We start from the raw sequence: 25,696 nt of genomic DNA, 5'->3' as shown, positions 1-25,696 counted from the left end.
GGTAATTAGAACTTAAAGTTATAAGAGATGGAAGGAATGAATTTGAACAGGGCTGTCTGTTTAGCAACTGTTTTGTTCGGATCATCCTTGCTGTCCTGGAAAGTGATGGTATAAGCATTCTCACGGCCATAAGCATTATACAGACTGAATGCCAGCTCTGATGACCAGCGTTTACGTTGTTTCAGCTGTAAGGTAGCTCCCAGATCCAGTCTATGATAGTCCGGCATACGGTATGCATTACGACCTGTGTAATAGTAAACGGTCTGTCCGTCGATATTATATTTGCCGGAAGGATAAGTAACAGCGTCTCCTGTATAGTAAATCCAGTTTGCAGACAATGTCCATTTTTTACTGAGCTGGTAAATGGCCACAATCGCAATATCATGGGTTCTGTCCTGACGTGCATTATACCAATCATTGTTGTTAATGCCGTCGATCTTTCTCTCTGTCTTTGACAAAGTGTAACTTACCCAACCATTGAATTTACCTACTCTTTTCTTAAACAACCATTCAATACCATAAGCGCGGCCTTTCCCGAATAAAAGCTCAGATTCTATCGCGTTACTCACTGAATTGACATTCGCACCATCTCGGTAGTCTATCTGGTTCTGTAATGACTTATAGTAAGTTTCTACTGTCAACTCATAATCACCTCCGAAAAGGTCTTTGTAAAAGCCGATAGAGTACTGGTCAGAGATCTCTGGTTTGATTATATTGGTGCTAGCCACCCACTTATCTGTCGGACTGCTGGTGGTACTGTTGGAGATCAGGTGAAGGTTCTGTGCATTCCGTACGTAGGATGCCTTGATAGAAGAAGTAGTATTCACCTTATAGCTGATAGCCAGTCTTGGTTCCAGGTTAACATATGTCTTGACAAACTCGCCCTTTTTATAGCTCAGTGTATCCAGGATCTTTCCATTCTGATCGATGTTAAAGAAGTCTCCTTTACCCAGCACACTGAATGTTGACAGACGCAGACCATAGGTCATACTCAGCCTGTCAGACATTTTCCAGCTATCACTAGCATATATTGCATTCTCCCAGGAATGTCTGTTCTCCAGTGTTCTTGAATTGATCTGAGAAGTCTCAGAGGTAGTTACCTGGCCTGGAGTGATGGTATGATAGATTGTATTGAAGCCGAAACGTACACTGTGGTTAGAGGAAGGATACCATTGCAGTTCTTCTTTCAGATTGTAGTCCCTGATTTTGGAGTAGATATCTGCACTGACTGAACCACTGTTGATAGACACGGTGTAGTCATAGTTACTGTATATCAGGGAGGTGTTAGAGAATAACTTATTATTGAAAATATGGTTCCAGCGTAAGGTGCCGGTTGTATTACCCCATTTCAGTCCAAAGAGATCGCCTACACCCAGTTTATCCTTTCCGAAGTAACCAGAGAGGTAAAGCTTATCTTTTTTACCCAGCTCATAGTTCATCTTCGCATTGATATCGTAGAAGTAAAGGGTATTGTTATTCAGACTAGAATCGTTGGATAATCTCAGGAACATGTCTGCATAGGTCCTTCGGCCAGAAATCAGGAACGAAGACTTGTCTTTCTGAATAGGTCCTTCTACGTTCAGTTTGGCAGAGATCAGTCCGATACCGCCACTTACCCCAAAATCCTGGTTGTTACCATCATTCATCTTAATATCCAGTACAGAAGACAGACGGCCACCATATTGGGCCGGCATTCCGCCTTTATATACGGCGATATCCTTGATAGCGTCAGAGTTAAAGGTAGAGAAGAAACCGAGGAGGTGAGAAGCATTATACACGGGCGCTTCATCCAGCAGTATCAGGTTCTGGTCGGCGGCACCGCCACGTACAAACATACCGGCATTACCATCGCCGGCTGATTTAATACCCGGTAGCAGCTGGATAACTTTAATTGCATCTCTTTCACCCAGCAAAACAGGCACGTTCTTCATCTCCTTGGCAGTCAGCTTCTCCAGTCCCATCTGCGGAGCGCTGAGGCTTCTTTTCGTGCTGGTACCGGTAATAGTCACTGCCCCCAGCGAAACAGATTCGTCTTCCAGGGAGATATTTATCGTCGTATCCTTCCGAAGGGTAAATTCAAGCGTCGTTGCCTGAAGGCCCATAGAGGTATATTCCAGTTTGTGTTTGCCATCGGCGAGTGTAATGGAGTAGAAGCCGTATTCGTTGGTGGTGGTTCCTCCGCCACCGCTGATTCTTACGGTCGCGCCGATCAGGGTTTCACCTTTGGCTTTGGACTTAATGGTTCCGCTAATTGTGTGTTTCTGCTGTGCTGTGGCTTGCAGGGCCATCAGCGAGACAGCAATCAGCAACAATTTTGATTTCATCCGGTTTAAAATTTAGTGCGAAACAAATAATAATTATCTGATATGCAAAAAGACATTGGGCTGAAACAGACAAAATTACGGCTGAATCGGACAGTGAAAAGTTGACCCGTCCGGACAATAGGGTGTAATTTGCGGTCTGAAACACATGAAAAAGATACCTGTCAGAAGTCTGATACGTGTAAGTCTGGCCGCTCCGTTATGTATTGCCTTATTAGTAGGCCTGACTTCCTCAGTAAAAGACTATTCACTTAACACCACACTTATCAAGTCAGTACTGATCTACTTCGGTATACTGGCCGTAGCGATATACAATCTGCTCATAATGATGGGCGTAGCTACACGTGTGCAATATGGTTCCCGCCGATACAAGATAATAAGAATCATGCTGAGTTTTATCGGCCTGGTATTAATTAATTATTTGTTATTCAGATATCTACTGCATTCTCCCCTGAAGCCTTACGTAATACCAGACTGGTATGAAGAAGTGCCCAATCGCAATGCATGGCCCTTCCTGTATATGCTACACTGGATAGTCGTGAATATTCTGGTAGTTACCATCCACAACTATGTCACGCTCTCTCAGGCAAAAGCGGATACCGAACTGGAGAATGCACGTCTGAAATTTGCTAACACAGAAGCAATCAACCAGTTATTAAAACAGCAGATCCACCCTCATTTTCTTTTCAATGCACTTAATACATTGAAGTCGCTCATACGCAGACATCCTGAGAAAGCGGAAGAGTACCTGATCCACCTGTCTGACTTTTTAAGGGCCAGTATTTCCAAGGGCCAGCGGGATATCATTTCCCTGAAAGATGAGCTTAAGCTAAGTATGGACTACCTGGAAATGCAAAAGATGCGGGCAGGGGAGGCATTAAAGTTTGATATCCATATAGATGAATCGTCTCTGACAGGTAAGTGGCTGCCTGCTTTTTCGCTACAACCACTATTGGAGAACGCCATCAAGCATAATATACTGACTACAGAAGATCCGCTTTACCTGGATGTGATCCAGGAAGGAGAATATCTGAAGGTAGTGAACAATCTGCAGGTGAAACACCTGACGGAAGGCTCGACAGGCTGCGGACTGATGAACTTATCAGAACGTTACCGTATGCTGGCAGGAGAGGACATCCTGATAGAAGATGATGGGAAAACATTTACTGTAAAGATTAAAATATTGCGACATGCGGGTAGTCATCATAGAGGATGAAGCACTGACAGCAGAAGATTTGCAGGAGAGTATCCGTAAGGTGGATGATACCGTGCAGGTAGTAGCGATGTTGAAGTCGGTAAAAGAGTCGGTAGCTTACTTCAACACCCACGATATGCCCGACCTGATTTTCAGCGATATACAACTGGGAGACGGAGAAAGCTTTGATATATACCGCCTGGTAGAGGTGACTGCCCCGATTATTTTCTGTACTGCCTATGACGAGTATGCATTACAGGCATTTAAGGCCAATGGAATAGAGTATATCCTTAAGCCTTTTACAGATGCAGCTATTGCCAATGCGCTGAAGAAATACAATACGTTACGTCGCACTTTCAGTACGAAAGATAACAGCGCAGGCCATCCATTTGCAGCAGTGTTTGACCATACATCCCGGCCGGCAGCAATACTTGTGCATTACAAGGACAAGATTGTGCCTGTAAGACTGGATAGCATAGCACTGTTTTATATAGAAAAAGAGGTGCTTTGCCTGATGACATTCGACAGGCAACACTATCACCTGAAGAAGTCACTCGAAGAAGCCGAGCAGCTCTGTGGTGAAAGTTTCTTCAGGGTAAACAGGCAGTTCCTGGTTAACCGTAAAGCTATAAAAGACGCGTCACATTACCTGTCTCGCAAGTTATGTGTCAATCTTACCGTGCCTTTTAAAGAGGTAATTACAGTAAGTAAGGAAAAGACGCCTCAGTTTCTGTCCTGGCTGGGAGAGAAATAAGCAGGATTACGTCCTGGCAGCGCGTTTTTTAGGCGCAGCGCTCTTCCTGGCAGCTGCCTTCTTAGGTGTAGCCTTCCTGGCAGCCGCTTTCTTTTTAGGGGCAGCTTTTTTAGCAGCCGCCTTTTTCTTAGGAGCCGCTTTTTTAGCAGCTGCTTTCTTCGGAGTAGCTTTCCTGGCAGCAGCTTTCTTTGGTGTAGCTTTCTTAGCGGCTGCTCTTTTCTTCGGAGTAGCTTTTTTAGCCGCGGCTTTCTTCTTAGGAGTTGCTTTTTTGGCTGCAGCTTTCTTTGGGACCTTTGCACCTTCCTTCCGCGCTTCAGATAGTCCTATTGCGATTGCCTGTTTGGGATTGGTCACTTTTTTATTACTTCTTCCGCTTTTCAGTTTGCCCTTTTTCATCTCATGCATATTCTCTTCCACCTTATCCTGACTCTTTTTTGAATACTTCGCCATGTTATTGAATTTAAAGGTTAATAAAAGGCATACCTGCCTATGGTTGTATGGCACGTAGTACTTTCTTCATATCAATTCCCTTGCCTAAAACAGGCTTAAAGATGTCTCCCATTTCATTGATGCGAGCAAGTGAGTTGGTAATATTGAAATCTTTCATCTTTAGTCCTTTTTTCACTTCATCCCAGTGCAGTGGCATTGAGACCGTAGCACCGGGTTTAGGTCGCAGCGAATATGGTGCTGCCAGTGTAGCTTTAGGCCTGTTTTGTAAGTAATCAACATATATCTTGCCCTTTCTATTCTGCGTCATGCGTTCGATACTTGTGAAATCCGGCAATTCGAGATGTACTTGCGTAGCGATCCACTTTCCGAATAACTGACATTCGTCGTAAGTATATTTTGCATTTAACGGAATATAGATGTGTATGCCGGTGGAACCGGATGTTTTACAATATCCCTGCACATTTATACTATCCAGTACAGCTTTAGTCACTTGTGCAGTTTTAATGACCTGTTCAAAAGTGTTTTTATCCGTAGGGTCAAGGTCAATGATACACCAGTCAGGGTGATCAGGTTTACTTGTCCTGCTGTTCCACGGATTCATTTCTATAGCGCCCAGATTGGCCATGTACAATAGACTGGATTCGTCTGTGGCCACCATAAAGTTTTTGTCTTCCCCATCACTTGTGTGATACGGGAAAGTCTTTATCCACTCAGGCGCTTTGCCCGTTACATCTTTCTGGTAAAAGCTCTTGCCTTTAATACCATTGGGGAACCTATTCAGCGACTGCGGACGGTCCTTCAGGTAAGGTAGTATAAACGGTGCCACCTGGTAGTAGTAATTGAGCATATCGCGTTTGGTATACTTTTCTTCCGGCCAGTATACTTTGTTAAGATTGGCAAACTTCAGCTCATGTTTATTGATCTTCTTTACCTGAGTAGCTTCAGACGGGTTCAATAATGTCTTTCTGCTGCCGCCTTTAACAGGGGTAAGCATTTGGGCTGACAGGGTATTGGTTGCCTTTTCCAGCGTTTGTGTAACTGGTACCGGTATTTCCCTGGTCACATCTTTAGCGTCTTTGTCAGTACGCATACCTTCAAAAGAAGGGTGCCGCATTACGCCATCACTGGTGATCTCAGCATAGCTTACTTCGCAGACCAGTTGTGGTTTCAGCCAGGTAGCTACTGCCTTAGGAGGATCAGGACGGAAGCGGGAAGGTTTATTGATGTCAGGTTCAGTAGCAAACGGAGATGTCTTCCTGATCAAAGGTTTGAAAGTACGCATCAACTCTTTTTGCAGTGCACTGGAAAAGCCTGTACCTATTTTACCAGTGTATTGCAATTGACCGTTTTCAAATACGCCTACTAGCAGTGAACTGAAAGGTTTCGATGAGTTTTCATTGTTAGTAAAACCGCCGATAACCACTTCATGCCGCTTGCTTATTTTTATCTTCAGCCAGTCCCGGCTACGAACACCGGTATGGTAGATGCTGTCTTCTTTTTTAGCAATGATACCTTCCAGGCCAAGTTGACTGGCTGCAGCGAGGAAATCAGTGGCAGAAGTATCTCTGAAAGTAGTGCTCATCCGGACAATATCCGGGGCAGGAAATAGCCGTTCCAGTAGTTCCCGTCGCTGAATCAGGGGAAGTTGTGTAAGGTCATACCCATTAAGCCACAGCAGATCGAAAACGTAAAAGATTAGCTCTCCGTCGGCTTCACTTCTCCAGTTTTGCAGGTCGGTAAAGCTGGAAATGCCATCAGCGTTCAATACTACAATCTCACCATCAATGACCGCATTAATCTTCCAGGTTTTAAGCGCATTGAAAACGGGGTAGAATTTCTCTTCAAAGGTCTTGTTGTTACGTGAGATCAGCTGCACGTTGCCTTTGTTCAGCAGGGCTACTGCGCGGTAGCCATCCCATTTAACTTCATACATCCAGCCGGAAGCGTCAACAGGTTTATCAACCAGTGTGGCCAGCATGGGCGATATGGTAGCAGGAAATTTCGCTCGTTTACCTGCCGTGGGCTTTGTATCGGTAGACTTTCTGCGCATGGTGAAAGTAGTGCAAAGATCTTACCAGTACGTAGAGCAATCTCATGAGCGACTGGTTTAGCCTGAAATTTGAAGTAGAGATGATAAAAAGTATTAAGAGAAGATGGTGAAACCCGATTTTTTTATAGTAGGACTGGGATGTTCTGCAGGATGTCTGGACGTATTAAAGACGTTTTTTACACACATACCGGAAGGAACAGGGATCGCTTTTGTGGTGGTACAACATTTATCCAGGAATTATACAAGCATACTTGATAAGCTACTGCAATCGCATGCGCGGTTGCCGATTGTGAGGGTGTTGGAAGATATGGAGATCAAGCCGGATCACATTTACCTGTTACCGGAGGGTAAGTTCATGTTGATAAAGGATGGTATACTAACGTTGACACCACGTACATCAACGCAGATAGTCAACTTTGCGGTGGATATATTTTTTAGGTCGCTGGCAGTGTATGCCGGCAACAAGGCGATAGGTATCATATTGACAGGGATGGGAACAGATGGAATGGAGGGGGCAAAGGCGATTTATAAAGCAGGAGGCGTGGTGTATGTGCAGGAGCCGGCATCAGCAGTGTTTAAGGGGATGCCGATGGCAGCAATTTCGGGAGATCATCCTGATTTGGTATTACCACCGGCACAGCTAGCGCAGGCGTTGGCTAAGTATTACAGGAAGAGTGAAATAAAGGGTGATAAGGGGTTTGAGGCCGCAGGGTAAGTGATTGTGCATCTTGTTCACTAAAACAATAAACCCGTTATATATTATTCACTATTGTTCATTCATTATCAGCTGTTTGTAGATTAGCAGAAAGTGATACTTTTGGGATGTACTATTATAGAACGCCATTACAACACTTCCTGGTCCCGCTCTTGGATGCCTGCTTTTCTGGCCATACGGTAATAGGTAGCGGGCAATAGCAGGCGTAACCAGTATAACCATCTTTCTTTTCTGGCGATAATGATGTGCTTCTTTTTACGAGTGATGCCGGAGAGGATTTTCTGAGCGCACACATCCACAGGTATACCATTTAATTGTGCGTGATCCATTTTATTATAAGGCCGCCCATCCGCAGTTAAGGCAGAGAGTGGGAGAGGTGTATTGACTCTGCCTGGACTTACAATTGTAATATAAAAGTGGGGAATAGTATGTTCTACCTGCAAGGTTTCAAAATATCCTTTCAAGGCATGCTTTGCTGCGACATAGCCACTGCGGCCGGGGAAGCCCATCAAGCCAGACATACTGCCAACAGCAACAATATGCCCTGCGCCACGTTGCTGGAAATGGGGTAGTAGATACTGAGTGATGGTTAGCGGACCGAAGAAATTGACATCCATCAGCTGGTTGTAGACGGATATGCCGGTATCAATCGCAAGTGAGCGTTGACCTATACCCGCTGAATGTACTAGAATGTCAATATGCCCATACACACGGAGAGAGTCTTCCACTATAATGTGTAGTGTATCCCGGCGGGTAATATCCGCCGGTAACACTATGCAGCTTGTCAGCGCTTTCAGTTCTTTTGCAAGTATATCCAGTTTGTCACTATTGCGTGCAGTAAGTATCAGCAATGCCTGTTGCTGTGCGAATTGCTTAGCGAGAGCTGCTCCTATCCCGGAGGAGGCACCAATGATCCAGACTACTTTATTCTTGTATTGCATATGGACAGTAATTGAAACAAGAAGACAAAGCTACAGTTTATGATGATTGGCTGTACTGATTGCAGGAAAAGGCGGGTATCGGGTGATTTTGACCAGCTGGCATATAATTCGTATATTCCTGTTAAGATCATCCGCGTTATGCAGGAGATAAATTATCACGACACAGAACTGCTGCAAAGCATTGCCGATGGCAATGAAAACTCATTTGTCCGTTTTTTCAGGGCCGTAGCACCCATCATATATGCTGACATCTCCGTAATTATGAACGGTGACCAATACCGCATCAACGCTGTATTACAGGAGACATTCATCATCATCTGGTTACATAGGGATAAACTGCCTCATGTTAAAGACATTGATGCATATCTGCGATCTGTCACTATACATGAGTGTTATAGCTATCTGCAGGACTCAGATGCCGATGAGCTATTGCCGGTACCGCAATATGAAGAGGAACAGCCGCCGGAAGTCCTGCATTATAAAGCCTATCAGTCGCTTATACATGATACTATCATGTCTTTGCCCGAACAGCGTAGACAGATATATGAAATGCACCGGCTTAAAGGGATGTCTGCCGCGCAGATCGCTACTGCTATGCAGCTATCCGCAGAAACGGTCACCTGTGCCATTAACGCAGTTCACCAGTCCGTCAGGCAATGTCTGAAAGATGTATCACACAGCAGCGTCTCATCCCGTCATAATAACTGGGTAGTACAAAAGACGAAACTCCTGGATGATGATCTTCCCGGAAAGCCTTCATTTAATGAACATTGGCTGCCAATGGCGTCTAAAGCAATGGCTATTGACCGGCCTATACCGGCAGACAGTACGCCTATTATACGACGGTTCTATTCACACAGGTTGAATTATCTGTATGCAGCAGCAGCCTTAATCTTTGTTATCGTCGGCCCTGGCCTTTATCTGATGGTTATGCGGTCGGAAAAATCCGCTTCCCTGCGGACATTATCCACCGCGTCGGATAAGAAATCAAGAGACACGCTGCCAGATGGTACCCGTGTTTGGCTGAATACCGGTAGTACAGTAAAATATCCCGTATCCTATATCAGTACGGACAGAGAAGTAGAAATAGATGGAGAGGCTAGTTTCATGGTTGCAGGTAATCATGAGCAGCCCTTTCAAATTCATTCCCATTCCCTTTCCGCCGAAATAAAAGGCGCTGCCTTCAATATCCACAGCTATCCTACACCTGCCCGGATAGTCATTACCGCATTACAGGCGACAATTCAACTGCGGGCAGGCAATAAACGGCTCTCCGTCCATCCCGGACAGCAGGCTGAACTATCAAGAGAAGGTAAGGTCGTAATCAGTATAGGAGATACCACCGCCATCAGTGCCTGGAAGCGTGAGGCTGATCAGGAATAATGCACCTGAATATCGGGTTAGGCCATAGCCAGGGTCTGTTCCGATACCTCAATGAATAACTTCGCTAGTTCGTCCCGGTCAGGTTTCAAGTCCACGTCTAGTTCGTCGCCAGTTCGTTGCTAGTTCGTCCCGATCAGGTTTCAAGTCCACGTCTAGTTCGTCGCTAGTTCGTCGCTAGTTCGTCCCGGTCAGGTTTCAAGTCCACGTCTAGTTCGTCGCTAGTTCGTCGCTAGTTCGTCCCGATCAGGTTTCAAGTCCACGTCTAGTTCGTTGCTAGTTCGTCCCGGTCAGGTTTCAAGTCCACGTCTAGTTCGTTGCTAGTTCGTCCCGATCAGGTTTCAGGTCCACGTCTAGTTCGTCCCTAGTTCGTTGCTAGTTCGTCCCGGTCAGGTTTCAGGTCCACGTCTAGTTCGACGCTAGTTCGTCCCGATCAGGTTTCAGACCCATGTCTATTTTGCGCTCCGAATGTATGAATATATGTCGGGTAATATTACCGGTCAGCGATGACTGGTTTTGATGACGTATTAATTGATTATCAGTGATTTATTGATTTGGTCGCGGTAATGGTGTTGCAGAGGTCCTCATCCATTGGTTGATGTAGCTGTTACTGGAGGGGGTATAGACAGCTTTAAACTAACCGTCGGACAAACGGTCGGGTTTACAGATATTTACTCAGTCAGTCGTTTGCTGACGGGAAGTAGCTGAATTAGGAAAGTCCTATGTTAATATTCAACTATTTATACGATATCTGGATATTGATTTATAGTGACTTACATACTTGTGGAAACATATTTGAAAAATATTTTTCACCTGAGGCAACCTTTCTTCAGTGCTTCCGTATTTATTAGGTACAAGGACACAGTGGACCTTTTGACAAAACATTGGAACAACTTTCTACCATAATACAGGGGTGCGTTAACAAACAGCCCAAAAGCCAGAAGGTATTGTATGAGCTATACTATGGCTATGCATTTAAGATAGTGTTCCGGTATATTTACAGGTATGAAAATGCCGCAGATGTTGTAAATGATGGTTTTGTGAAGGTGTTTTCCCGCTTTGACAAATTCAGCTGTGAGGATACTGAGGATCAGGAGAAAATGCTGATGGGATGGATCAGGCGGATCATGGTAAACACGGCAATAGACGAATTGAGAAGGAGAAATATGATACCGGAAATCGGTGGAATACCTGATGAAGTATGGGAAGTACCGGATGTGGGACAATCCGCAGAACAGAAATTATATTACAAGGAGTTGATCATACTGATCAAAGAGTTACCGCCTTCCTATCAGGTGGTGTTCAATATGTATATAATTGATGGATTTTCCCATCAGGAGATCGCAGATAAGCTGAATATCAGTATCGGCACTTCAAAATCTAATCTGGCCAAAGCGAGGGCTTATTTGCAGAAAAAATTAAACACAGATATACCTGAAATAGACGTATGCAGCTCCTAGATGACGATATGGACGAATTATTCCGCAAGGCGGCTTCAGACTATCCCCTTAATACAGGGGCTGGTGACTGGGATGCTATGAGGAATAAGTTGCAGCAGGCTGACAACAGTCAGCAGGGGACGGCTACAAGAAGCTTTAAAGATCGCTGGTGGTTCAGACTCGGCATTATTGCCATCATCACAGCCACTGTTGCCATCGTAGCCATTAGCGTAGTACAGCATGAAAGCGGCAAACGGTCCGCAGGTAATGCTGCAACTCCGGCAGGCGCAGTACAACAACAAGAAAATGCTGCGGCACAAGCCAGTGATCAACAGGGTGCGGGTAAGCCATCTTCAGTAACTGATGCCCAGACAAATGTGTCGCAGGGAGATGTTGCAGAGACAAGCGATAAGCTGGCCACAGAAAAGCAAACAGCAGCTGGTGTGATACCAGAGATTACAAGTCAGACAGGTAATGAATTGCCGGAAGTGAATAAGAAGGCCACAAACACTCAGCCGGTAAAAGCCGCAGCTACGGAAGACAAACAAGCTGTAATTAAGCCTGAAGGAAAAGGTGAGCCATCCGCTGCTGTAAACAATGCTTCCGCAAAAGAAGATATTAACACGGTAAGCAAGAGAGGCGGTAAGAAATCAGCTTTTGCTGCAGAGAATAACAAAAGTGTACCTGCGCTGGTGAATAATCACACAGTGAACATGCCCGCAAACAAGGTAGATGTAACAAAAGGAACATCTGATAACAAACGTACCGGCGGGTATCCGGCTTCGTTAGTTAAGCGCAGACCAGCGGGTATAAATGCTGCCGATATTCAGACAAACCATATACCAGCGGCAACGCCGGTGCAGACGGCGAAGACAGAAAGAACAGCCGGTGATGCGCAAACGAATAGGGACATCGCTGCTGTTTATAACAAGAAAGATAAAGAACGTGCTGCCGTAGCGAACAGTGAACAATTAACAGGGAACAGGAACAAAGGTAACATTGCCCCGCACACAAGAGTAACAGGGAATGTTCCTGCCAGCAGTTATCCTGCGGCCAACCAGGGGATAACTGCTGTTTATCAGCAATTATATATTGAGAAAGTACGTGGAGTAACTTCCGGTTTCAACATGCCGGCTGCAAATATTAAAGGCAACGTTGCAATGATTACGCTGCCTGCCAATCCAACGGCTCAAACTAATGCATCGGCGGAAACTGTCACAACCCGGAAAAATGCTGCCGGTATGAAAAGTGGCTTTTACTATGGCGCAGTGCTTAGTCCGGATCTGACCACGGTAAAAATGCAACGTACCGCAGGCCTGGGATATAATGTAGGGCTGATTGCTGGTTACACTGTGAATAAGCAACTGTCCATAGAAACAGGCATATTGTATGAACGCAAATACTACTACTCTGTCGGAAAGTATTTCGATGCAAAGAATACCAACTGGCCGCCTTATATGACAGTATTCGATATAGATGGATGGTGCAATATGTATGAGATACCGTTAAATGTACGGTACACTTTTGCAAAGGGAGTCAGAAACAGCTGGTATGTGAATGCAGGAGTGTCATCGTATATTATGAAAACGCAGCAATATGACTATAGCTACGAATATTACGGGGAGTATGGCAAAAAAAACTGGACGTATCATAAAGCTACTGCGGACTGGTTTTCCATTATACATCTGGGCGTTGGTTACGAACGGCCAATTGGCGTCTTAGGTACATTGCGATTGGAACCGTATATCAAGATACCGACCCGGGGAATTGGCGTAGGTAATCTGCCGGTTACCAGTGCCGGATTGAATATTGGCCTGACCCGGCCATTACGCCTGAAGTAAGAACAGTATTTTAACTAGCAACTACATGACGCGAAGAAACACGATTATTCTCGCAGGGGCATTGCTTTGCCTGATAGCGGCGGGAACTGGGTATTATTTGTATAACAAGCCAAGGACTTCTGCTTCGGAAGTCAAGACAGATAAGCAGGTGACTGCCGAGAAGCTGTATGAGGAATTTACAAAGAATGAACAACAGGCGAATAGCCTGTATGTGAATAAAGTACTGGAAGTAACAGGCACTGTGGCTGATGTGCAAACAACAGGATCCGCTGTATCCATACTATTGTCTGCACAGGCTGGAGGCATGGGTGGTGTAAACTGTACCCTGGCGACCGGAGCCGATGGTAAGTTGCCCGAAGTAGGTCATACTATAACGATTAAAGGATTGTGCACAGGAGTATTGATGGATGTAAGCATCGTTGACGCAACTATTATAAATAACAAGTAACAATTCTGACTATGAAGAAAGCATTCTTTCCACTGATGGCACTTGCCATCGCATGCAGCACCATCATTGTATCCTGTTCTAAAGACAACGAAGAGGATGTGAATAATCCTAATCCAGGCGGTGGTGGGGGCACAACCTGCGATACTGTTGATATGCGGTATACAGCCAATATTCAGCCTATTATACAAAGCAATTGCTACAGTTGCCATGGTAATGGTAATGCAAGCGGCGGTATTTCTCTGGGTAACTATGCCTCACTGAAAACGCAGGTAGATAATGGTAGACTGGTTGGCGCTATTACACACGCTTCCGGCTTTTCACCTATGCCACTGGGTGGTGCGAAATTGTCTGACTGTAACATCAACAAGATCAGGGCCTGGATTGCCAGAGGTGCACAGAATAACTAAAAATATACGGATATGAAAACCATATGCTTTATTGTGTTGTCATGTCTGCTGTATCTGCAAATGCAGGCACAGACATATGTTTCAAGGAATGCAAATGTCAGCTTCTATTCAAAGACGCCATTAGAAGATATAAAGGCAGAAAATAAGCAGGCCTTCGCAGCTGTGGATCTGGGAAAGAAGTCTGTCGCTTTTACTTTGCTGCAACGCAACTTCATGTTTCCTAAACAGCTGATGCAAGATCATTATAATGAGAACTATGCAGAGAGTGAGAAATATCCTAAAGCACAGTTCAACGGTACAATCACTGGCGATGTGCCTAACAAACCAGGTAATTATAAAGTACAGGTAAGCGGACAACTCACCCTGCATGGTGTGACACAGCAAGTGCAGAACATACCTGCAGAGCTGGAAATACAGGAGGGCAAACTCACTGCAAAAGCAGCATTCGCCGTAAAGCCAGGCGATTATAATATTAAGATACCGTCACTGGTAAAAGATAAAATTGCGTCGCAAATCAATGTACAAATCCTGGCGGTATGTCTGCCGGCAAAATAGATCGAATATGCAAAAGATAGCCTGTTACATCATATTGTGTTTATTTCTCGGAAATGCAGCTGCCATTGCGCAGGATACCAGCCTGCTGAAGATGCTGGAGGATTCTGAAAATACGGCAGAAAACTCCCACGTAGTTACCGGCACATTTAAAGCTACGCAGCTTATTAATATGCCTACAGTGGAGTCGCCGGGTAAACAAAGCCTCCAGTTTCTGATCATGCACCGCTTCGGCAAACTGAACGAAGGCGCATATGAACTGTTTGGACTGGACAATGCCTCTATACGCTTTGGCCTGGATTATGGTTTTACTGACAGGTTATCTGCAGGTATTGGCAGAAGCTCCGTTGATAAGGCGTTTGATGGTAACGTCAAATACAAAATATTACAACAATCCACAGGTGCAATGCCCATTTCGCTTAGTCTGTATGAACTCGTAACACATTATACACAACGATATACAGATAAACCTTATCTCAATTCACGGTTCCGTACCAGTTATACTTCTCAGCTACTTATAGCCAGGAAGTTTTCACGGAATCTTTCGTTGCAGCTGGCCCCGTCATGGACGCACTATAATCTGGTAGCAACAAAAGGAGATATGAATGACATTTTTGCAATCAGTGCAGGGGGACGGATGAAGTTTACCAAGAGAATGAGTCTGACTGCCGAATACAACTACCTGCTGTCAGACCCGGTAGTATCTTCAAAAATCTATAACTCACTGTCGCTGGGGGTAGATATTGAAACCGGCGGACACGTATTTCAGCTTGTATTTACCAATTCCAATGGTATGATCGGACCTTATTATCTGACTAAAACAAATGGTAGCTGGGGGAAAGGAGATATATTCTTCGGATTCAATATTTCGAGATCGTTCAATTTCAGGAAATAAACACAGGAACTGGTTTATGCAGGAAGATGTGGGAAGTGGTGCAACTATGGATGTCCTGTTGACGATGCTGCCGGCGGTAGAGAATAATTTTCAGGAAAATAGAATCAGTAGTCAGGAGTTAATGGGTAATCATTTGGGAAAAGGATCAGCGGTTAAATAAAGTTGGCATTAAAAGACATATCAAATACAAACCTATGCCAACAAGGTTTGGCCGGCAGGTTGCGAAGCGTATCTGTATATTTCAGCTACAATCCGTAACCTGCCCGGTTTAATATCGTCAGCTTCTGGTCCAAACAGTAGTACGGCCCATCATCGAAATGCCAATGTACCCCCTGATCTGTAAGGCATCGCCTTTGAACTTCATGTTGCAGCTATAGGTCTTGCCGCTTTTAGGATCATAGATCTTGCCGCCTTCCCATTCTCCGTCATCGTAAGTAAAGTTCGTCAGTATAACCAGGTCCTGTAATTTCCGGCTACGCAATTTAGCGTCAGGATTTTTGATATCAGTACGGGAACTACCGTCCGGCTCATACATGTTTTTTCCCCATACTAGTTTACCGAAATACTTATCGCCTGATTTATAGATCTCTATCTTACCATCCTTTTCTTCACTGAGCCATGTGCCAATGATTTTGTCGGCCGCGCCTTTCTGTGCAAAGAGACTGCCCGTGGCCACTACCAGGGCAAAAACGAGTAGAGTGAGCTTTTTCATCATAGAATATTTAAGTTGTTTATTACCCTCTGCAGGGATTTACTGTTAGTATGCAATATTCAGGCCGGTCGCATTCGTGCCTTACACTGTTAATTTAACATTTTTTAGCATCCAGGCCGTTAATAGCTGTGAAATCGGAAAGCGATATAAGTCAATCAATTCGTGTAATCCGTAACGGTTACAATTATATTATTTTGCATTCATATTACATTTATATCGTAATTATCTCTATATTACGAGCCAGATTGATGTATAATAAGTGGATTTCCACTAACAGACTTTTGTAGTTTCCCGAAAGTACCTATGAACCGAATAGCCATAAGATTATTGAAAATCTCATTTCCCGTATTATTCTTTGTCTCATCAGTCACGGCACAAAAAGGATACATCTACGTACATGTCAGCGCGCTTAATGAAGAATCATCGTCTGATTTTCAATTCTCTGTAAACGGAGGTATAACAACAGTTCCCGATTTCTATCTGAATGACCAGCCATTGACCGCAGGTGCTATTAACGATATAGGCGCGGGTCATGGAATAACAAATAATGGTACCGGCGATGGTGAGTTGTGGTTGTCATTACAGGCAGGGGGGCAAATATATCATCGCGTAGCCGGTAGTAGCCGGTGGCTGCCGACGGGCTATACGGGTACTTCCCTGGATGGCGCTGGCCCCGGACAGTTTGTACATACCACTGCTGGCGGAGATGCCTACTTCTTTGACGGTAATAATCAGCAACTTATTTATACAGCAATGGCGCATGGGGGAGTCCGTGCGGTGGATATCACTTACGGCGACGGACGCATAGCAATTGTGACGGAAGATGGCGCTATACTGACAAACAATATTACATCAGCGCCTTATACAGATGCCTGGACGACGTTAGCTGCTCCGGGAACCGGCGCTTCCCGTCTGGATATGCGCTCTTCCTCGGGAGAGATCGTCTATTATAGTGCAGGAAGCGGCGCAGTGTTTACGCTGCCTTTCGCCGGAGGAACTGCAGTGCATCTGGGTACCCCTGGTACGACTGACGTTGCCTATGGAGATGATGGCGTCATATACGCAAACGGATACAACTGGAATGGCGTCAGCTGGTCTGCAGATGTGATGCGGTATACATCGCTGAATCGAATTACGGCCGGAGTACAGGTATGGGCAACATCGGTTATCCCATTTGACAATGCAATTATATTTTCACGTACTACAGATGGCAGCTGGATAGATGATGAACGTGTTACTCCGGCGTTTGGCAATGCCATCATCTTACCGGTGGAAGCAGGTAATTATGCCTTATCCGCTGTAATACCTGCCGGTTGGGCGTTATCCGGGTATACAGTTTATAGTTCGGGAGGAAACAGCGTGACTACTCCAGGCGCGGTAACGGTGAATATTACAGTAACTGCTGGGGAAACAGTACATATTATCGCACACCAGGCGGCACTAAATCCAGTAGCCATATCCCAGGCATGTGGCGTGATCTTTACTGAAGATTTTGGCGCAGGGAGTGCAGGTTCATTTGCAGCTACTTCCTACCATTATCATAACACCAGCGATATCAGTGATGGTTATTATGCCATTCAGCCTTTAGATCAGGCAGGTCAGCTCACAGATCATACATCAGGAACAGGTAATATGCTGCTGGTGAAAGCAGGTTTTCACCGGGAGTATTTCTATAGAAAGCGATTAACTAATCTGTTAACTGGCCAGCCATACAAGCTCAGTTTCTGGGTTGCTAATATTAACCCTGCGGCACGTGTCAAACCAGACATACAGGTGGGTATGGTAGCCGCTGATGGTAGTTCGCTGACCACTTTCAGTACAGGCGCTGTTACCAGTAATAACTGGCGGGAATACACTTTTACATTCATCGCGCCTGCCAGCACAGCAGACATCTATCTTCGGAATAATGTAAGCGGTATAGACGGGAATTATTTCGCACTGGATGATATTGCTATCATACCGATGGCCGGCGTTTTACCAGCGAGCATGTTGAATCCATCACGAGCGGGTTTGTGTGAAGGAAGTACCGCTATCATCTCAAATGGTACACCAGATGGCCGCTGGTCAACCAATAATCCCGCAGTTGCTACAGTAGATGCGACAGGCAGGATTACAGCTGTCAGCGCCGGTTACGCAGACATTACCTATACCGTGACTGATGTTACCGGTTGTGAAGCAACGGCCATTCATACCTTACCCGTGTATACATTGCCGGACGTGATGGCCGTCGCAGATAAGACAGCATTATGTCCGGAGGATACTGTACACCTGGAAGTAACTGCCCGTAATACGCCAGGTCCTTATACCTACAAATGGACGGCATCGCCATTGGCAGGAAGTAATCTTATTGATGATCAGGCAATACAAACAACGGCAGTTCCTACAACGTCAGGCAGCGGTTATGCATACATAGCCGTTGTAACAGACGCACGTGGGTGTACAGCATCCGGCATGACAGATACCGTGATACTGCATCCATTACCTGTAGCTACTATCAGTTATACTCCAGATGTCTGTAAGACAGGAGTAGCAGCTGTCATGCTGACCGGTACAGCAGGAGGCACTTATACAGGAACACCCGGATTGATTATAGACTCATTGACCGGCTCAATAGATCTGACAAATAGTACAGCTGGTGCGCACCAGGTAACATATACATTCAGCAATGGCCAATGTAGCAATGTGACTAGCGCAGGATTGACCATTCATGATCTGCCGGAAGTAGCCGCGATGACGGCATCTCCGGATGTATGTGCAGGCGATCAGGTTCAGTTGCAGCATGCATTGACCGGTGGAGTATGGCGCACTGAGGATAATGCATTTGCGATTGTTAGCACAGCAGGTATGTTGCAAGGTATTGCAGCAGGTACTGTCAACGTACGATACATTATTACCAATGAATGGGGATGTGCAGACAGTACTGGTGTTGACGTGGTAGTCAATCCTTTGCCGCAGGCATCAATAGCATATGATAAACCCGTTTTCTGTGTAATAGGAACCGCGGATGTGAGGGTGACAGGAACAGCGGGCGGCACCTTCAGTGCAGGCAGAGGGTTGGTGATCAATCCGCAGACGGGTGCAATAGACCTGGCAGCAAGCAGACCCGGTACTTACACTGTATCCTATAGTTTCACTGAGGGTAAATGCGGCAATACTACTACAACGGTATTAGCGGTTGAGGCATTGCCCGTAGTAGCGGCCGTCACCGGTGATAATATGGTGTGTATAGGGAATGAGAGTGCTGATCTGGGTAGTCTTACACCAGGTGGGGTGTGGATCAGCAGCGATGTAAATATCATGCAGGTAAGTGCAGCAGGTCGTGTAACAGCCATAGCTCCCGGCAATGCAGTCATTACTTATCAGGTCACAACAGTAAATGGTTGCAGTAATAAGGCCGATTTTGCAATAACTGTTCCGCCGATGCCCGAGTTCACAGCGACTACCACACCTACAACGTGTAGTAGCAGCAAAGACGGTAGTATTACAATACCAACGCCAGGCAACGGTTATAAATATAGTCTGAACGGTGAAGGTTGGCTGGACGAAAATACCTTTTCCGGTCTGAGAGGAGGCGATTACAGTGTGCAGGTAATGAATGAAAAGAATTGTGTATCTGCTGTAAAAACAGTCAAGGTACCTGCTCCGCTGGATATTGCTTTAGTAGTGACACCCAGGGATGTAACCTGTCATGGGGAGAGTTCCGGCGCGATTGCTTTGTCAGCCGCAGGCGGCACACCGCCCTATCGCGTAATGTGGAGTACGGGGGCGACCAATAACAGGATCACCAATCTGCCTGCGGGCGATTATAGTGTAACAGTGACAGACCAGAACGGTTGTGCGTCTTCGCTGAAGGTACGTCTTACCGAATTGTTTCCCGTATTTGTAGTAGATGATCCTGTTAAACAGGAAGGAGGATTACTGCGGATCACCGGTACTGCTATACCTCGCGCTAATATCCTGGTGACATATCCTGATGGTAGTATTACAACAACGCATACTGATGTCAAAGGAAATTTTAGTACCCTGTCACCCAATGTAGTAGAGACAGGGACTATCGTCGTAACAGTCACTGATCCTGCAAGTAAGGGGAATTGTACTAAAGTGATTGACTATCGCAACAGCACTTCGGCAGATCTGTCTGTCATCAAAAGTATAACAATAGCCAAAGCACCCACAGTGGGTGACCTGGTTACGTTTACACTTACAGTGAATAATAAAGGTCTGGATCATGCAACACAGGTAATTGTAACAGACGACGTATCCGGGATGTTGGACGAAATAACTGATATGACGGCAACCGGTGGCTATGTCAGTTTCAATCCACGCACGCGCCAGGTAGTATGGAATATTGATACTTTATATGTGAATAAAGCGATGCAGTTATCATTTTCTGCCCGTATACTATATGGTGGAAGACTGGAGAACAGTGCCATCATTTCCGGACGTGAAATGGATCCTGATCTGCGTAATAATGAATCAGCTATTCAGCCGGTAGAGATCTCGCCAGACTTATTTATTCCGAATGTAGTGACGGCGAATGGAGATGGTAAGAATGATTACTTTCTTGTCAGAGGCATTGATCAGTACCCGGGATCTGTATTAGAGATATATAATCGGTGGGGTAGTCAGGTATATCGCTCCGGTAATTATGCCAACAACTGGGGAGGGGCGGGACTTGCGTCTGGTATTTACTACTATGTACTAAAAATCAACATGGCCCGTACTACAAAAGTGTATAAAGGATACATAGAACTGATCCAAAAATAGTAATATGAGAAATGGTGCTTTACTGTTCATTTGTTTTTTGCTGTTGTCCTGTTTTGCGCAGGCACAGCAGGATGTGCAGTTCAGTCAGTATGTATTTAATGGTTTGAGCGTTAATCCTGCATATGCAGGATATAGAGAAGAACTGTACCTGCATAGCACCTATCGTCAGCAATGGGCCGGTTTCCAGGGCGCGCCGCAGACAGGCACCATCGCGCTGGATGGTGTAACTGATGTATATTCAAAGAAAGTTGGTCTTGGCGGACAGGTAACCTGGGATCGTCTGGGGCCGCAGGAGTCTATCTCACTGTATGGGTTTTATGCCTATCGTATTCCACTGGCGAATGACAGCCGGTTGTGTATCGGACTAGGACTCGGGGCTACGCAATATGCGGTGGACGGCAGCTCCCGTAAGTACGTAGATGCGGATGATCCTGCGTTGATACTGGGAAAACAGAGCACGCTGGTACCGGATGCCCGGTTCGGGATTTACTATAATACTTATCGCACATTTATCGGCTTTTCTATGATGGATCTGTTTTCTGCCTATACCGGTGGAAAGATCTACTTTGGAAATGGGACACTGTATTCCACCTTACGAAAGTCCCGTCATATTTACCTAAGTGGTGGTACGGTTGTTTACCTGACGAATGACATCAAACTGAAGCCTTCGGTAATGATTAAGGAAGACCTGAAAGGACCCACCAATATTGATTTTAATGTGTTCATGCTACTACAGGAAAAGGTGTGGTTGGGAGCTTCCTATCGCGCAGGCTTTAACCTATGGGGCAAACCGGCGTTAGAGACAACTTTACAGCGGGGAAATGCAGTCAGTGTGATGGCAGAGGTATTTTTATCAGATAATATGCGGCTAGGCTATTCGTATGATATTACAACTAATGGCATCTCCCGGTATCAGCGGGGCTCGCACGAACTGTCAATAGGCATACTGTTTCCGCATAATGATAAAGTAGACAATGCCCGTTGTCCCCGGTATTTTTAAAGTTTCCGGGTCTTATCTCAGCTGTACAAATCTGTTGATATTTTCCCGCCAGGAAGAGTGTAAAGCAAAAAACCGTGATTTGTCCAATAAATTCCAGACTTCGTACAGCAGCGGTACCAAAATGCACACGTACTTTTGTATCACTAAAGATATTTGATTACAGATAATGTAACAGTTGTAGGTTTAAGCAGCACACCGGAATAGTCCTATTCCGGTGTTTTTATTATATATCACTCCATTTCCAGTCTCTTATATCAGGCATATCTTCCAGGCATTCGCGGATGTAGATATTATGCATACTTAATTTATCTTCAAAGTAGCTGATAGCTTCCGCCTCATTTGCCGGTTTTCGTTCTGCGCGTTCGATAGCAGCGATAGCCAGGTGAAATCTGCTCATTCTGTTCAGCACAACCATGTCGAAAGGAGTAGTGGTAGTGCCTTCTTCCATAAAACCTCTGAGGTGGAAGCGCGCAGGGTGGGGGCGTCCGTGTACAAGATCATGTATGATGCGGACGTAACCATGGAATGCGAAGATAACCGGCGTATCATCTGTGAATATGTCAGAGAATAACGAGGCTTCCATACCATGCGGATGATATTCTTTCGGCGACAGCGCCATGAGATCAACCACATTTACTACTCTTATTTTCAGGTCGGGCAGATGTTTACGAAGTAACCATGCCGCTGCAATAATTTCCAGTGTTGGTACATCGCCGGCACAGGCAAGTACTACGTCCGGCTTTCCTTGGTTGGCATTGCCGGCCCATTCCCAGACAGAAGCGCCCTGTGCGCAATGTTTGGTAGCTTCTTCCATATTCAGCCACTGAAGAGAAGGTTGTTTACCTGCAACGACCAGGTTTACGTAATTGTAGCTTTTCAGGCAATGGTCCATTACAGCCAGCAGGCAGTTTGCGTCAGGCGGTAGATAAATGCGAACGACGTTACTCTTCTTATTAGCGACGGTGTCAATAAACCCTGGTCCCTGATGGCTGTAGCCATTATGGTCCTGCCTCCAGCTGTGAGAAGTGAGCAGGTAGTTGAGCGAGGGTATATCCTTCCTCCATGGGATTTCCCGGCACGTTTTCAGCCATTTAGCATGCTGGTTGAACATAGAGTCGATGATCGTAATGAAAGCCTCGTAACAGGGAAATATGCCATGTCTGCCCGTCAGCAGATATCCCTCCAGCCAACCCTGGCAAAGATGCTCGCTAAGTACCTCCATTACCCGACCGTCTGGTGACAGATGCTCGTCATTATCAAGCAGGTGTTCCATAAAGCAGCGTTCTGTAACTTCAAATACCGCATCAAGTCTGTTAGAGCTTGTTTCATCAGGGCAGAAGATCCGGAAATTCTGATGATCTTCATTCAGTTCAAAGATGTCACGCAGCATCTTACCTAGTTCACGGGTGCCTTCAGCAATAGATTCTCCAGGTGCTTTTACTGACACCGCATAGTTAGTATAATCAGGCATACGCAGTGGATGTACATCAGTGCCTCCGTTTGCATAGGGGACGGCGCTCATACGTTTATTGCCGGAGGGAGCCAGAGCAGCCAGTGCGGGTTGTAGTTTCCCGTCGGGTGTAAAGTGCTGTTCCGGTTTATAGCTCCGTAACCATTGTTCCAGCAGCGCCAACTGATCCTGATCTTTCACCACATCTGTCAGAGGAACCTGGTGAGAACGAAAAGTCCCTTCAATGTGTTTGCCTTTCCACATCACAGGCCCTGTCCAGCCTTTGGGAGAACGGAGAATAATCAGCGGCCACAAGGAGGGTGAGTTGCTTTTCTTCCCCTCTCGGGCGAATTGCTGGATTTCTCTGATCTGTTCATATGCAGTATCGAGGGCCATTGCCATTTCCTGATGAATGTCTATCGGATCATCAGCCCGAACAATAAGTGTATTGTAGCCATAACCGCTGAACAGTGCAGTAAGCGTCTCGTCAGGTAAACGACCCATAACTGTAGGGCCGGATATTTTGTAGCCATTCAGGTGGAGTATAGGCAGTACGGCTCCGTCACGGGCGGGATTCAGAAAGCAATTAGATTTCCAGCTACCGGCTAGCGGACCAGTTTCTGCTTCCCCATCACCGATTACACAGGCAGCTATCAACGCCGGATTGTCCATCACAGCCCCGGCAGCATGCGCCAGGGAATAACCCAATTCCCCACCTTCATGTATAGACCCTGGTGTATGCGCGCTGACATGACTAGGAATACCGCCAGGCGTAGAGAACTGCCGGAAGAAGTATCGCATACCATTCTCATCCTGCGTGATGTCAGGGTAAGTTTCAGTATACGTACCCTCCAGGAAAGTATTAGCCAGTACAGCGGGTGCGCCATGACCAGGGCCGCAGATAAACAGGAAATCGGCATCGCTTGCTTTTATCAGTCTGTTAAGATGGACATATATAAAATTGAGACCCGGCGAGGTACCCCAATGGCCTAGTAGGCGAGGCTTAATATGGGCAGGCAGCAGAGGGTCTTTCAGTAATGGATTATCCTGCAGATATATCTGGGCAGCTGCCAGGTAGTTGGAAGCTTCCCAATAAGCTTGTATGTTATTCAGGTGATCCTGTGTCAATGTTGCCATATTGCAAAGGTTTAACTAGCCCGCAGGCATTGCTGTGTATGTTGTGCAATGATGAGTTCTTCATTCGTTGCAATTACTCTCACTGTTACTTTGCTATCTTTTGCCGAGATAACATCACTGTTTGCATTATTAAGATGGTGATCTATCTCTATACCGAGATATTCTAGTCCCGCACAGATCCGCTCTCTGATTACGGGCACATGTAGTCCAATACCACCTGTAAAAACAAGTGTATCAATACCACCTGCGGCGGCAGTCAGCGCCCCAATGTATTTCTTGGCCTGATAACAGAATAACTGTACGGCTTCAGCTGCCTGATGATCATTCGCTTCTTGTTCCAGTAATACACGAATATCACTCGCTGTTCCGGATACACCTTTCAGTCCGGATTGTTTATTGAGTAATTCATTCAGCGCTCTTTCGCTCAGGAATTGTTTTTCTTTCAGCAGATAGAGAATCACACCCGGATCAAGGTCGCCGGAGCGTGTGCTCATGACCAGTCCGCCGGTAGGTGTAAGTCCCATGGTAGTATCAATACTTTTTTCTTCCCGAAGCACAGCCATGCTTGCGCCATTTCCAAGGTGTGCGAGGATGACTTTGCCCGCTGCTTCCTGTGGTGCGGTTTGCTTTAATTGTTGATAAATATACTCATACGAAAGGCCGTGGAAACCGTACCTGATAATGCCGTCCTCCCACAGGTGACGTGGTATAGCAAAATATTTCGCAGTTACCGGCATGTCTTTATGAAAGGCGGTATCGAAGCAGGCTACCTGTGGAATATCCGGATAGGCTGATTCAAAAGTGCGTATTGCCGTAATTTCAGCAGGCATATGACCAGGAGCTAGTGGAATGAGTGACTCAAACTCATCCATTAATGCTGGTGTGATTAGTTCTGGCAGGTAGTGTAATTTACCACCTTGGACTATCCGGTGTCCTATGGCACGGATCTGATACGGCGTATAGCTTTCCTTTAGCAACGCTATCAGGAAGTGTATAGCAGCCTGGAGATCCGGAATGGATTGGGCGACCTCTTCCTGGTGACCGTTGCCGTCTTCCAGTTGAATATGGCACTCGCCTCCTATCTGCTGTATATTGCCTTTGCTGACTAACTCGAGTGTATCGATATCAAACAGGGCAAATTTCAGACTGGAAGAACCGCAATTAATGGTTAGTATAACTGTAGTGTACTGGTTCATAGTAGCTGTGTTTGATCTGGCATAAAATTTTGACAGGTAACTTATC

General features: G+C 45.6%; 20 protein-coding genes. 13 read left to right on the top strand and 7 right to left on the bottom strand.

Translation table 11 applies throughout. The features are described 5' to 3' along the window. Positions 1 to 5: 5 nt before the first annotated feature. On the bottom strand, positions 6 to 2,324 hold the full coding sequence (locus K1Y79_RS11720; protein WP_220250201.1) for a TonB-dependent receptor: 2,319 nt from the start codon (positions 2,322 to 2,324) through the stop codon (positions 6 to 8). A 145-nt stretch (positions 2,325 to 2,469) separates the two neighbouring features. Here K1Y79_RS11720 and K1Y79_RS11715 point away from each other — a divergent pair, with 145 nt between their 5' ends. Next, positions 2,470 to 3,537, top strand: coding sequence for a sensor histidine kinase (locus K1Y79_RS11715; RefSeq protein ID WP_220250200.1), 1,068 nt, complete (start codon positions 2,470 to 2,472; stop codon positions 3,535 to 3,537). Next, positions 3,512 to 4,270, top strand: a complete 759-nt coding sequence (locus K1Y79_RS11710; protein ID WP_220250199.1) for a LytR/AlgR family response regulator transcription factor — start codon at positions 3,512 to 3,514, stop codon at positions 4,268 to 4,270. The genes K1Y79_RS11715 and K1Y79_RS11710 overlap by 26 nt, the downstream gene beginning before the upstream one ends. 6 nt (positions 4,271 to 4,276) lie before the next feature. On the opposite strand, the gene K1Y79_RS11705 is transcribed toward K1Y79_RS11710, so the two are convergent. Both K1Y79_RS11705 and ligD read right to left on the bottom strand, forming a co-directional pair. Next, complete coding sequence (locus K1Y79_RS11705) at positions 4,277 to 4,720, bottom strand: DUF6496 domain-containing protein (protein WP_220250198.1); 444 nt, start codon at positions 4,718 to 4,720, stop codon at positions 4,277 to 4,279. Positions 4,721 to 4,757: 37 nt separating this feature from the next. Further along, entirely contained in the window at positions 4,758 to 6,770 is a 2,013-nt protein-coding gene (ligD, locus tag K1Y79_RS11700) for a DNA ligase D (RefSeq protein ID WP_236059580.1), read from the bottom strand. A gap of 103 nt (positions 6,771 to 6,873) precedes the next feature. Here ligD and K1Y79_RS11695 point away from each other — a divergent pair, with 103 nt between their 5' ends. Beyond that, complete coding sequence (locus K1Y79_RS11695; RefSeq protein ID WP_220250197.1) at positions 6,874 to 7,485, top strand: chemotaxis protein CheB; 612 nt, start codon at positions 6,874 to 6,876, stop codon at positions 7,483 to 7,485. A 128-nt stretch (positions 7,486 to 7,613) separates the two neighbouring features. Here the strand turns inward: K1Y79_RS11695 and K1Y79_RS11690 are convergent, their stop codons facing one another. Continuing rightward, on the bottom strand, positions 7,614 to 8,426 hold the full coding sequence (locus tag K1Y79_RS11690) for an SDR family oxidoreductase (RefSeq protein WP_220250196.1): 813 nt from the start codon (positions 8,424 to 8,426) through the stop codon (positions 7,614 to 7,616). Between the two features lie 39 nt (positions 8,427 to 8,465). Between K1Y79_RS11690 and K1Y79_RS11685 the strand changes: the two genes are divergently transcribed. From K1Y79_RS11685 to K1Y79_RS11650, 8 genes are all read left to right on the top strand, one after another. Continuing rightward, complete coding sequence (locus K1Y79_RS11685) at positions 8,466 to 9,809, top strand: FecR domain-containing protein (protein WP_220250195.1); 1,344 nt, start codon at positions 8,466 to 8,468, stop codon at positions 9,807 to 9,809. Positions 9,810 to 10,690: 881 nt separating this feature from the next. Then, complete coding sequence (locus K1Y79_RS11680) at positions 10,691 to 11,266, top strand: RNA polymerase sigma factor (RefSeq protein ID WP_220250194.1); 576 nt, start codon at positions 10,691 to 10,693, stop codon at positions 11,264 to 11,266. Beyond that, positions 11,254 to 13,086: a porin family protein gene (locus K1Y79_RS11675; protein WP_220250193.1), complete on the top strand. Its 1,833-nt coding sequence runs from the start codon at positions 11,254 to 11,256 to the stop codon at positions 13,084 to 13,086. The genes K1Y79_RS11680 and K1Y79_RS11675 overlap by 13 nt, the downstream gene beginning before the upstream one ends. Positions 13,087 to 13,111: 25 nt before the next feature. Beyond that, entirely contained in the window at positions 13,112 to 13,534 is a 423-nt protein-coding gene (locus tag K1Y79_RS11670) for an OB-fold putative lipoprotein (protein WP_220250192.1), read from the top strand. An 11-nt stretch (positions 13,535 to 13,545) separates the two neighbouring features. Further along, positions 13,546 to 13,941: a c-type cytochrome gene (locus tag K1Y79_RS11665; protein WP_220250191.1), complete on the top strand. Its 396-nt coding sequence runs from the start codon at positions 13,546 to 13,548 to the stop codon at positions 13,939 to 13,941. 12 nt (positions 13,942 to 13,953) lie between these two features. Next, on the top strand, positions 13,954 to 14,496 hold the full coding sequence (locus K1Y79_RS11660; RefSeq protein WP_220250190.1) for a YceI family protein: 543 nt from the start codon (positions 13,954 to 13,956) through the stop codon (positions 14,494 to 14,496). Positions 14,497 to 14,503: 7 nt separating this feature from the next. Continuing rightward, positions 14,504 to 15,388 carry a DUF5777 family beta-barrel protein gene (locus K1Y79_RS11655; RefSeq protein ID WP_220250189.1) on the top strand — a complete coding sequence of 295 codons (885 nt, stop codon included), beginning with the start codon at positions 14,504 to 14,506 and terminating at the stop codon, positions 15,386 to 15,388. Between the two features lie 16 nt (positions 15,389 to 15,404). Beyond that, positions 15,405 to 15,548 carry a hypothetical protein gene (locus tag K1Y79_RS11650; protein ID WP_220250188.1) on the top strand — a complete coding sequence of 48 codons (144 nt, stop codon included), beginning with the start codon at positions 15,405 to 15,407 and terminating at the stop codon, positions 15,546 to 15,548. A gap of 117 nt (positions 15,549 to 15,665) precedes the next feature. Here K1Y79_RS11650 and K1Y79_RS11645 read toward each other — a convergent pair whose 3' ends face one another. Further along, complete coding sequence (locus tag K1Y79_RS11645; protein ID WP_236059579.1) at positions 15,666 to 16,100, bottom strand: DUF2147 domain-containing protein; 435 nt, start codon at positions 16,098 to 16,100, stop codon at positions 15,666 to 15,668. A gap of 327 nt (positions 16,101 to 16,427) precedes the next feature. Here K1Y79_RS11645 and K1Y79_RS11640 point away from each other — a divergent pair, with 327 nt between their 5' ends. Further along, entirely contained in the window at positions 16,428 to 20,867 is a 4,440-nt protein-coding gene (locus K1Y79_RS11640) for a T9SS type B sorting domain-containing protein (RefSeq protein WP_220250186.1), read from the top strand. Positions 20,868 to 20,871: 4 nt separating this feature from the next. Next, positions 20,872 to 21,867 (top strand): PorP/SprF family type IX secretion system membrane protein, encoded by a 996-nt coding sequence (locus K1Y79_RS11635; protein WP_220250185.1) that lies wholly within the window; start codon positions 20,872 to 20,874, stop codon positions 21,865 to 21,867. 223 nt (positions 21,868 to 22,090) lie between these two features. Here the strand turns inward: K1Y79_RS11635 and K1Y79_RS11630 are convergent, their stop codons facing one another. Continuing rightward, a complete protein-coding gene (locus K1Y79_RS11630) occupies positions 22,091 to 24,454 on the bottom strand; it encodes a phosphoketolase family protein (RefSeq protein WP_220250184.1) in 2,364 nt (787 codons plus the stop codon). Between the two features lie 11 nt (positions 24,455 to 24,465). After that, positions 24,466 to 25,650 carry an acetate/propionate family kinase gene (locus K1Y79_RS11625; RefSeq protein WP_220250183.1) on the bottom strand — a complete coding sequence of 395 codons (1,185 nt, stop codon included), beginning with the start codon at positions 25,648 to 25,650 and terminating at the stop codon, positions 24,466 to 24,468. Positions 25,651 to 25,696: the final 46 nt, after the last annotated feature.

It is taken from the genome of Chitinophaga rhizophila (assembly GCF_019492185.1).
Classification (GTDB): Bacteria; Bacteroidota; Bacteroidia; order Chitinophagales; family Chitinophagaceae; genus Chitinophaga; species Chitinophaga rhizophila.
Note: the sequence above shows the minus strand (reverse complement) of the source record. Positions and strands in the feature narration are given on the sequence as shown.

Bases quoted from the DNA above. Each gene is read 5' to 3' on its own strand.
- K1Y79_RS11690 (WP_220250196.1), bottom strand. From the start codon at position 8,426: ATGCAATACAAGAATAAAGTAGTCTGGATCATTGGTGCCTCCTCCGGG.
- K1Y79_RS11645 (WP_236059579.1), bottom strand. From the start codon at position 16,100: ATGAAAAAGCTCACTCTACTCGTTTTTGCCCTGGTAGTGGCCACGGGC.
- K1Y79_RS11705 (WP_220250198.1), bottom strand. From the start codon at position 4,720: ATGGCGAAGTATTCAAAAAAGAGTCAGGATAAGGTGGAAGAGAATATG.
- K1Y79_RS11720 (WP_220250201.1), bottom strand. From the start codon at position 2,324: ATGAAATCAAAATTGTTGCTGATTGCTGTCTCGCTGATGGCCCTGCAA.
- K1Y79_RS11625 (WP_220250183.1), bottom strand. From the start codon at position 25,650: ATGAACCAGTACACTACAGTTATACTAACCATTAATTGCGGTTCTTCC.
- K1Y79_RS11685 (WP_220250195.1), top strand. From the start codon at position 8,466: ATGATGATTGGCTGTACTGATTGCAGGAAAAGGCGGGTATCGGGTGAT.
- K1Y79_RS11710 (WP_220250199.1), top strand. From the start codon at position 3,512: ATGCGGGTAGTCATCATAGAGGATGAAGCACTGACAGCAGAAGATTTG.
- K1Y79_RS11650 (WP_220250188.1), top strand. From the start codon at position 15,405: ATGCAGGAAGATGTGGGAAGTGGTGCAACTATGGATGTCCTGTTGACG.
- ligD (WP_236059580.1), bottom strand. From the start codon at position 6,770: ATGCGCAGAAAGTCTACCGATACAAAGCCCACGGCAGGTAAACGAGCG.
- K1Y79_RS11695 (WP_220250197.1), top strand. From the start codon at position 6,874: ATGGTGAAACCCGATTTTTTTATAGTAGGACTGGGATGTTCTGCAGGA.
- K1Y79_RS11635 (WP_220250185.1), top strand. From the start codon at position 20,872: ATGAGAAATGGTGCTTTACTGTTCATTTGTTTTTTGCTGTTGTCCTGT.
- K1Y79_RS11630 (WP_220250184.1), bottom strand. From the start codon at position 24,454: ATGGCAACATTGACACAGGATCACCTGAATAACATACAAGCTTATTGG.
- K1Y79_RS11665 (WP_220250191.1), top strand. From the start codon at position 13,546: ATGAAGAAAGCATTCTTTCCACTGATGGCACTTGCCATCGCATGCAGC.
- K1Y79_RS11660 (WP_220250190.1), top strand. From the start codon at position 13,954: ATGAAAACCATATGCTTTATTGTGTTGTCATGTCTGCTGTATCTGCAA.
- K1Y79_RS11715 (WP_220250200.1), top strand. From the start codon at position 2,470: ATGAAAAAGATACCTGTCAGAAGTCTGATACGTGTAAGTCTGGCCGCT.
- K1Y79_RS11670 (WP_220250192.1), top strand. From the start codon at position 13,112: ATGACGCGAAGAAACACGATTATTCTCGCAGGGGCATTGCTTTGCCTG.
- K1Y79_RS11655 (WP_220250189.1), top strand. From the start codon at position 14,504: ATGCAAAAGATAGCCTGTTACATCATATTGTGTTTATTTCTCGGAAAT.
- K1Y79_RS11675 (WP_220250193.1), top strand. From the start codon at position 11,254: ATGCAGCTCCTAGATGACGATATGGACGAATTATTCCGCAAGGCGGCT.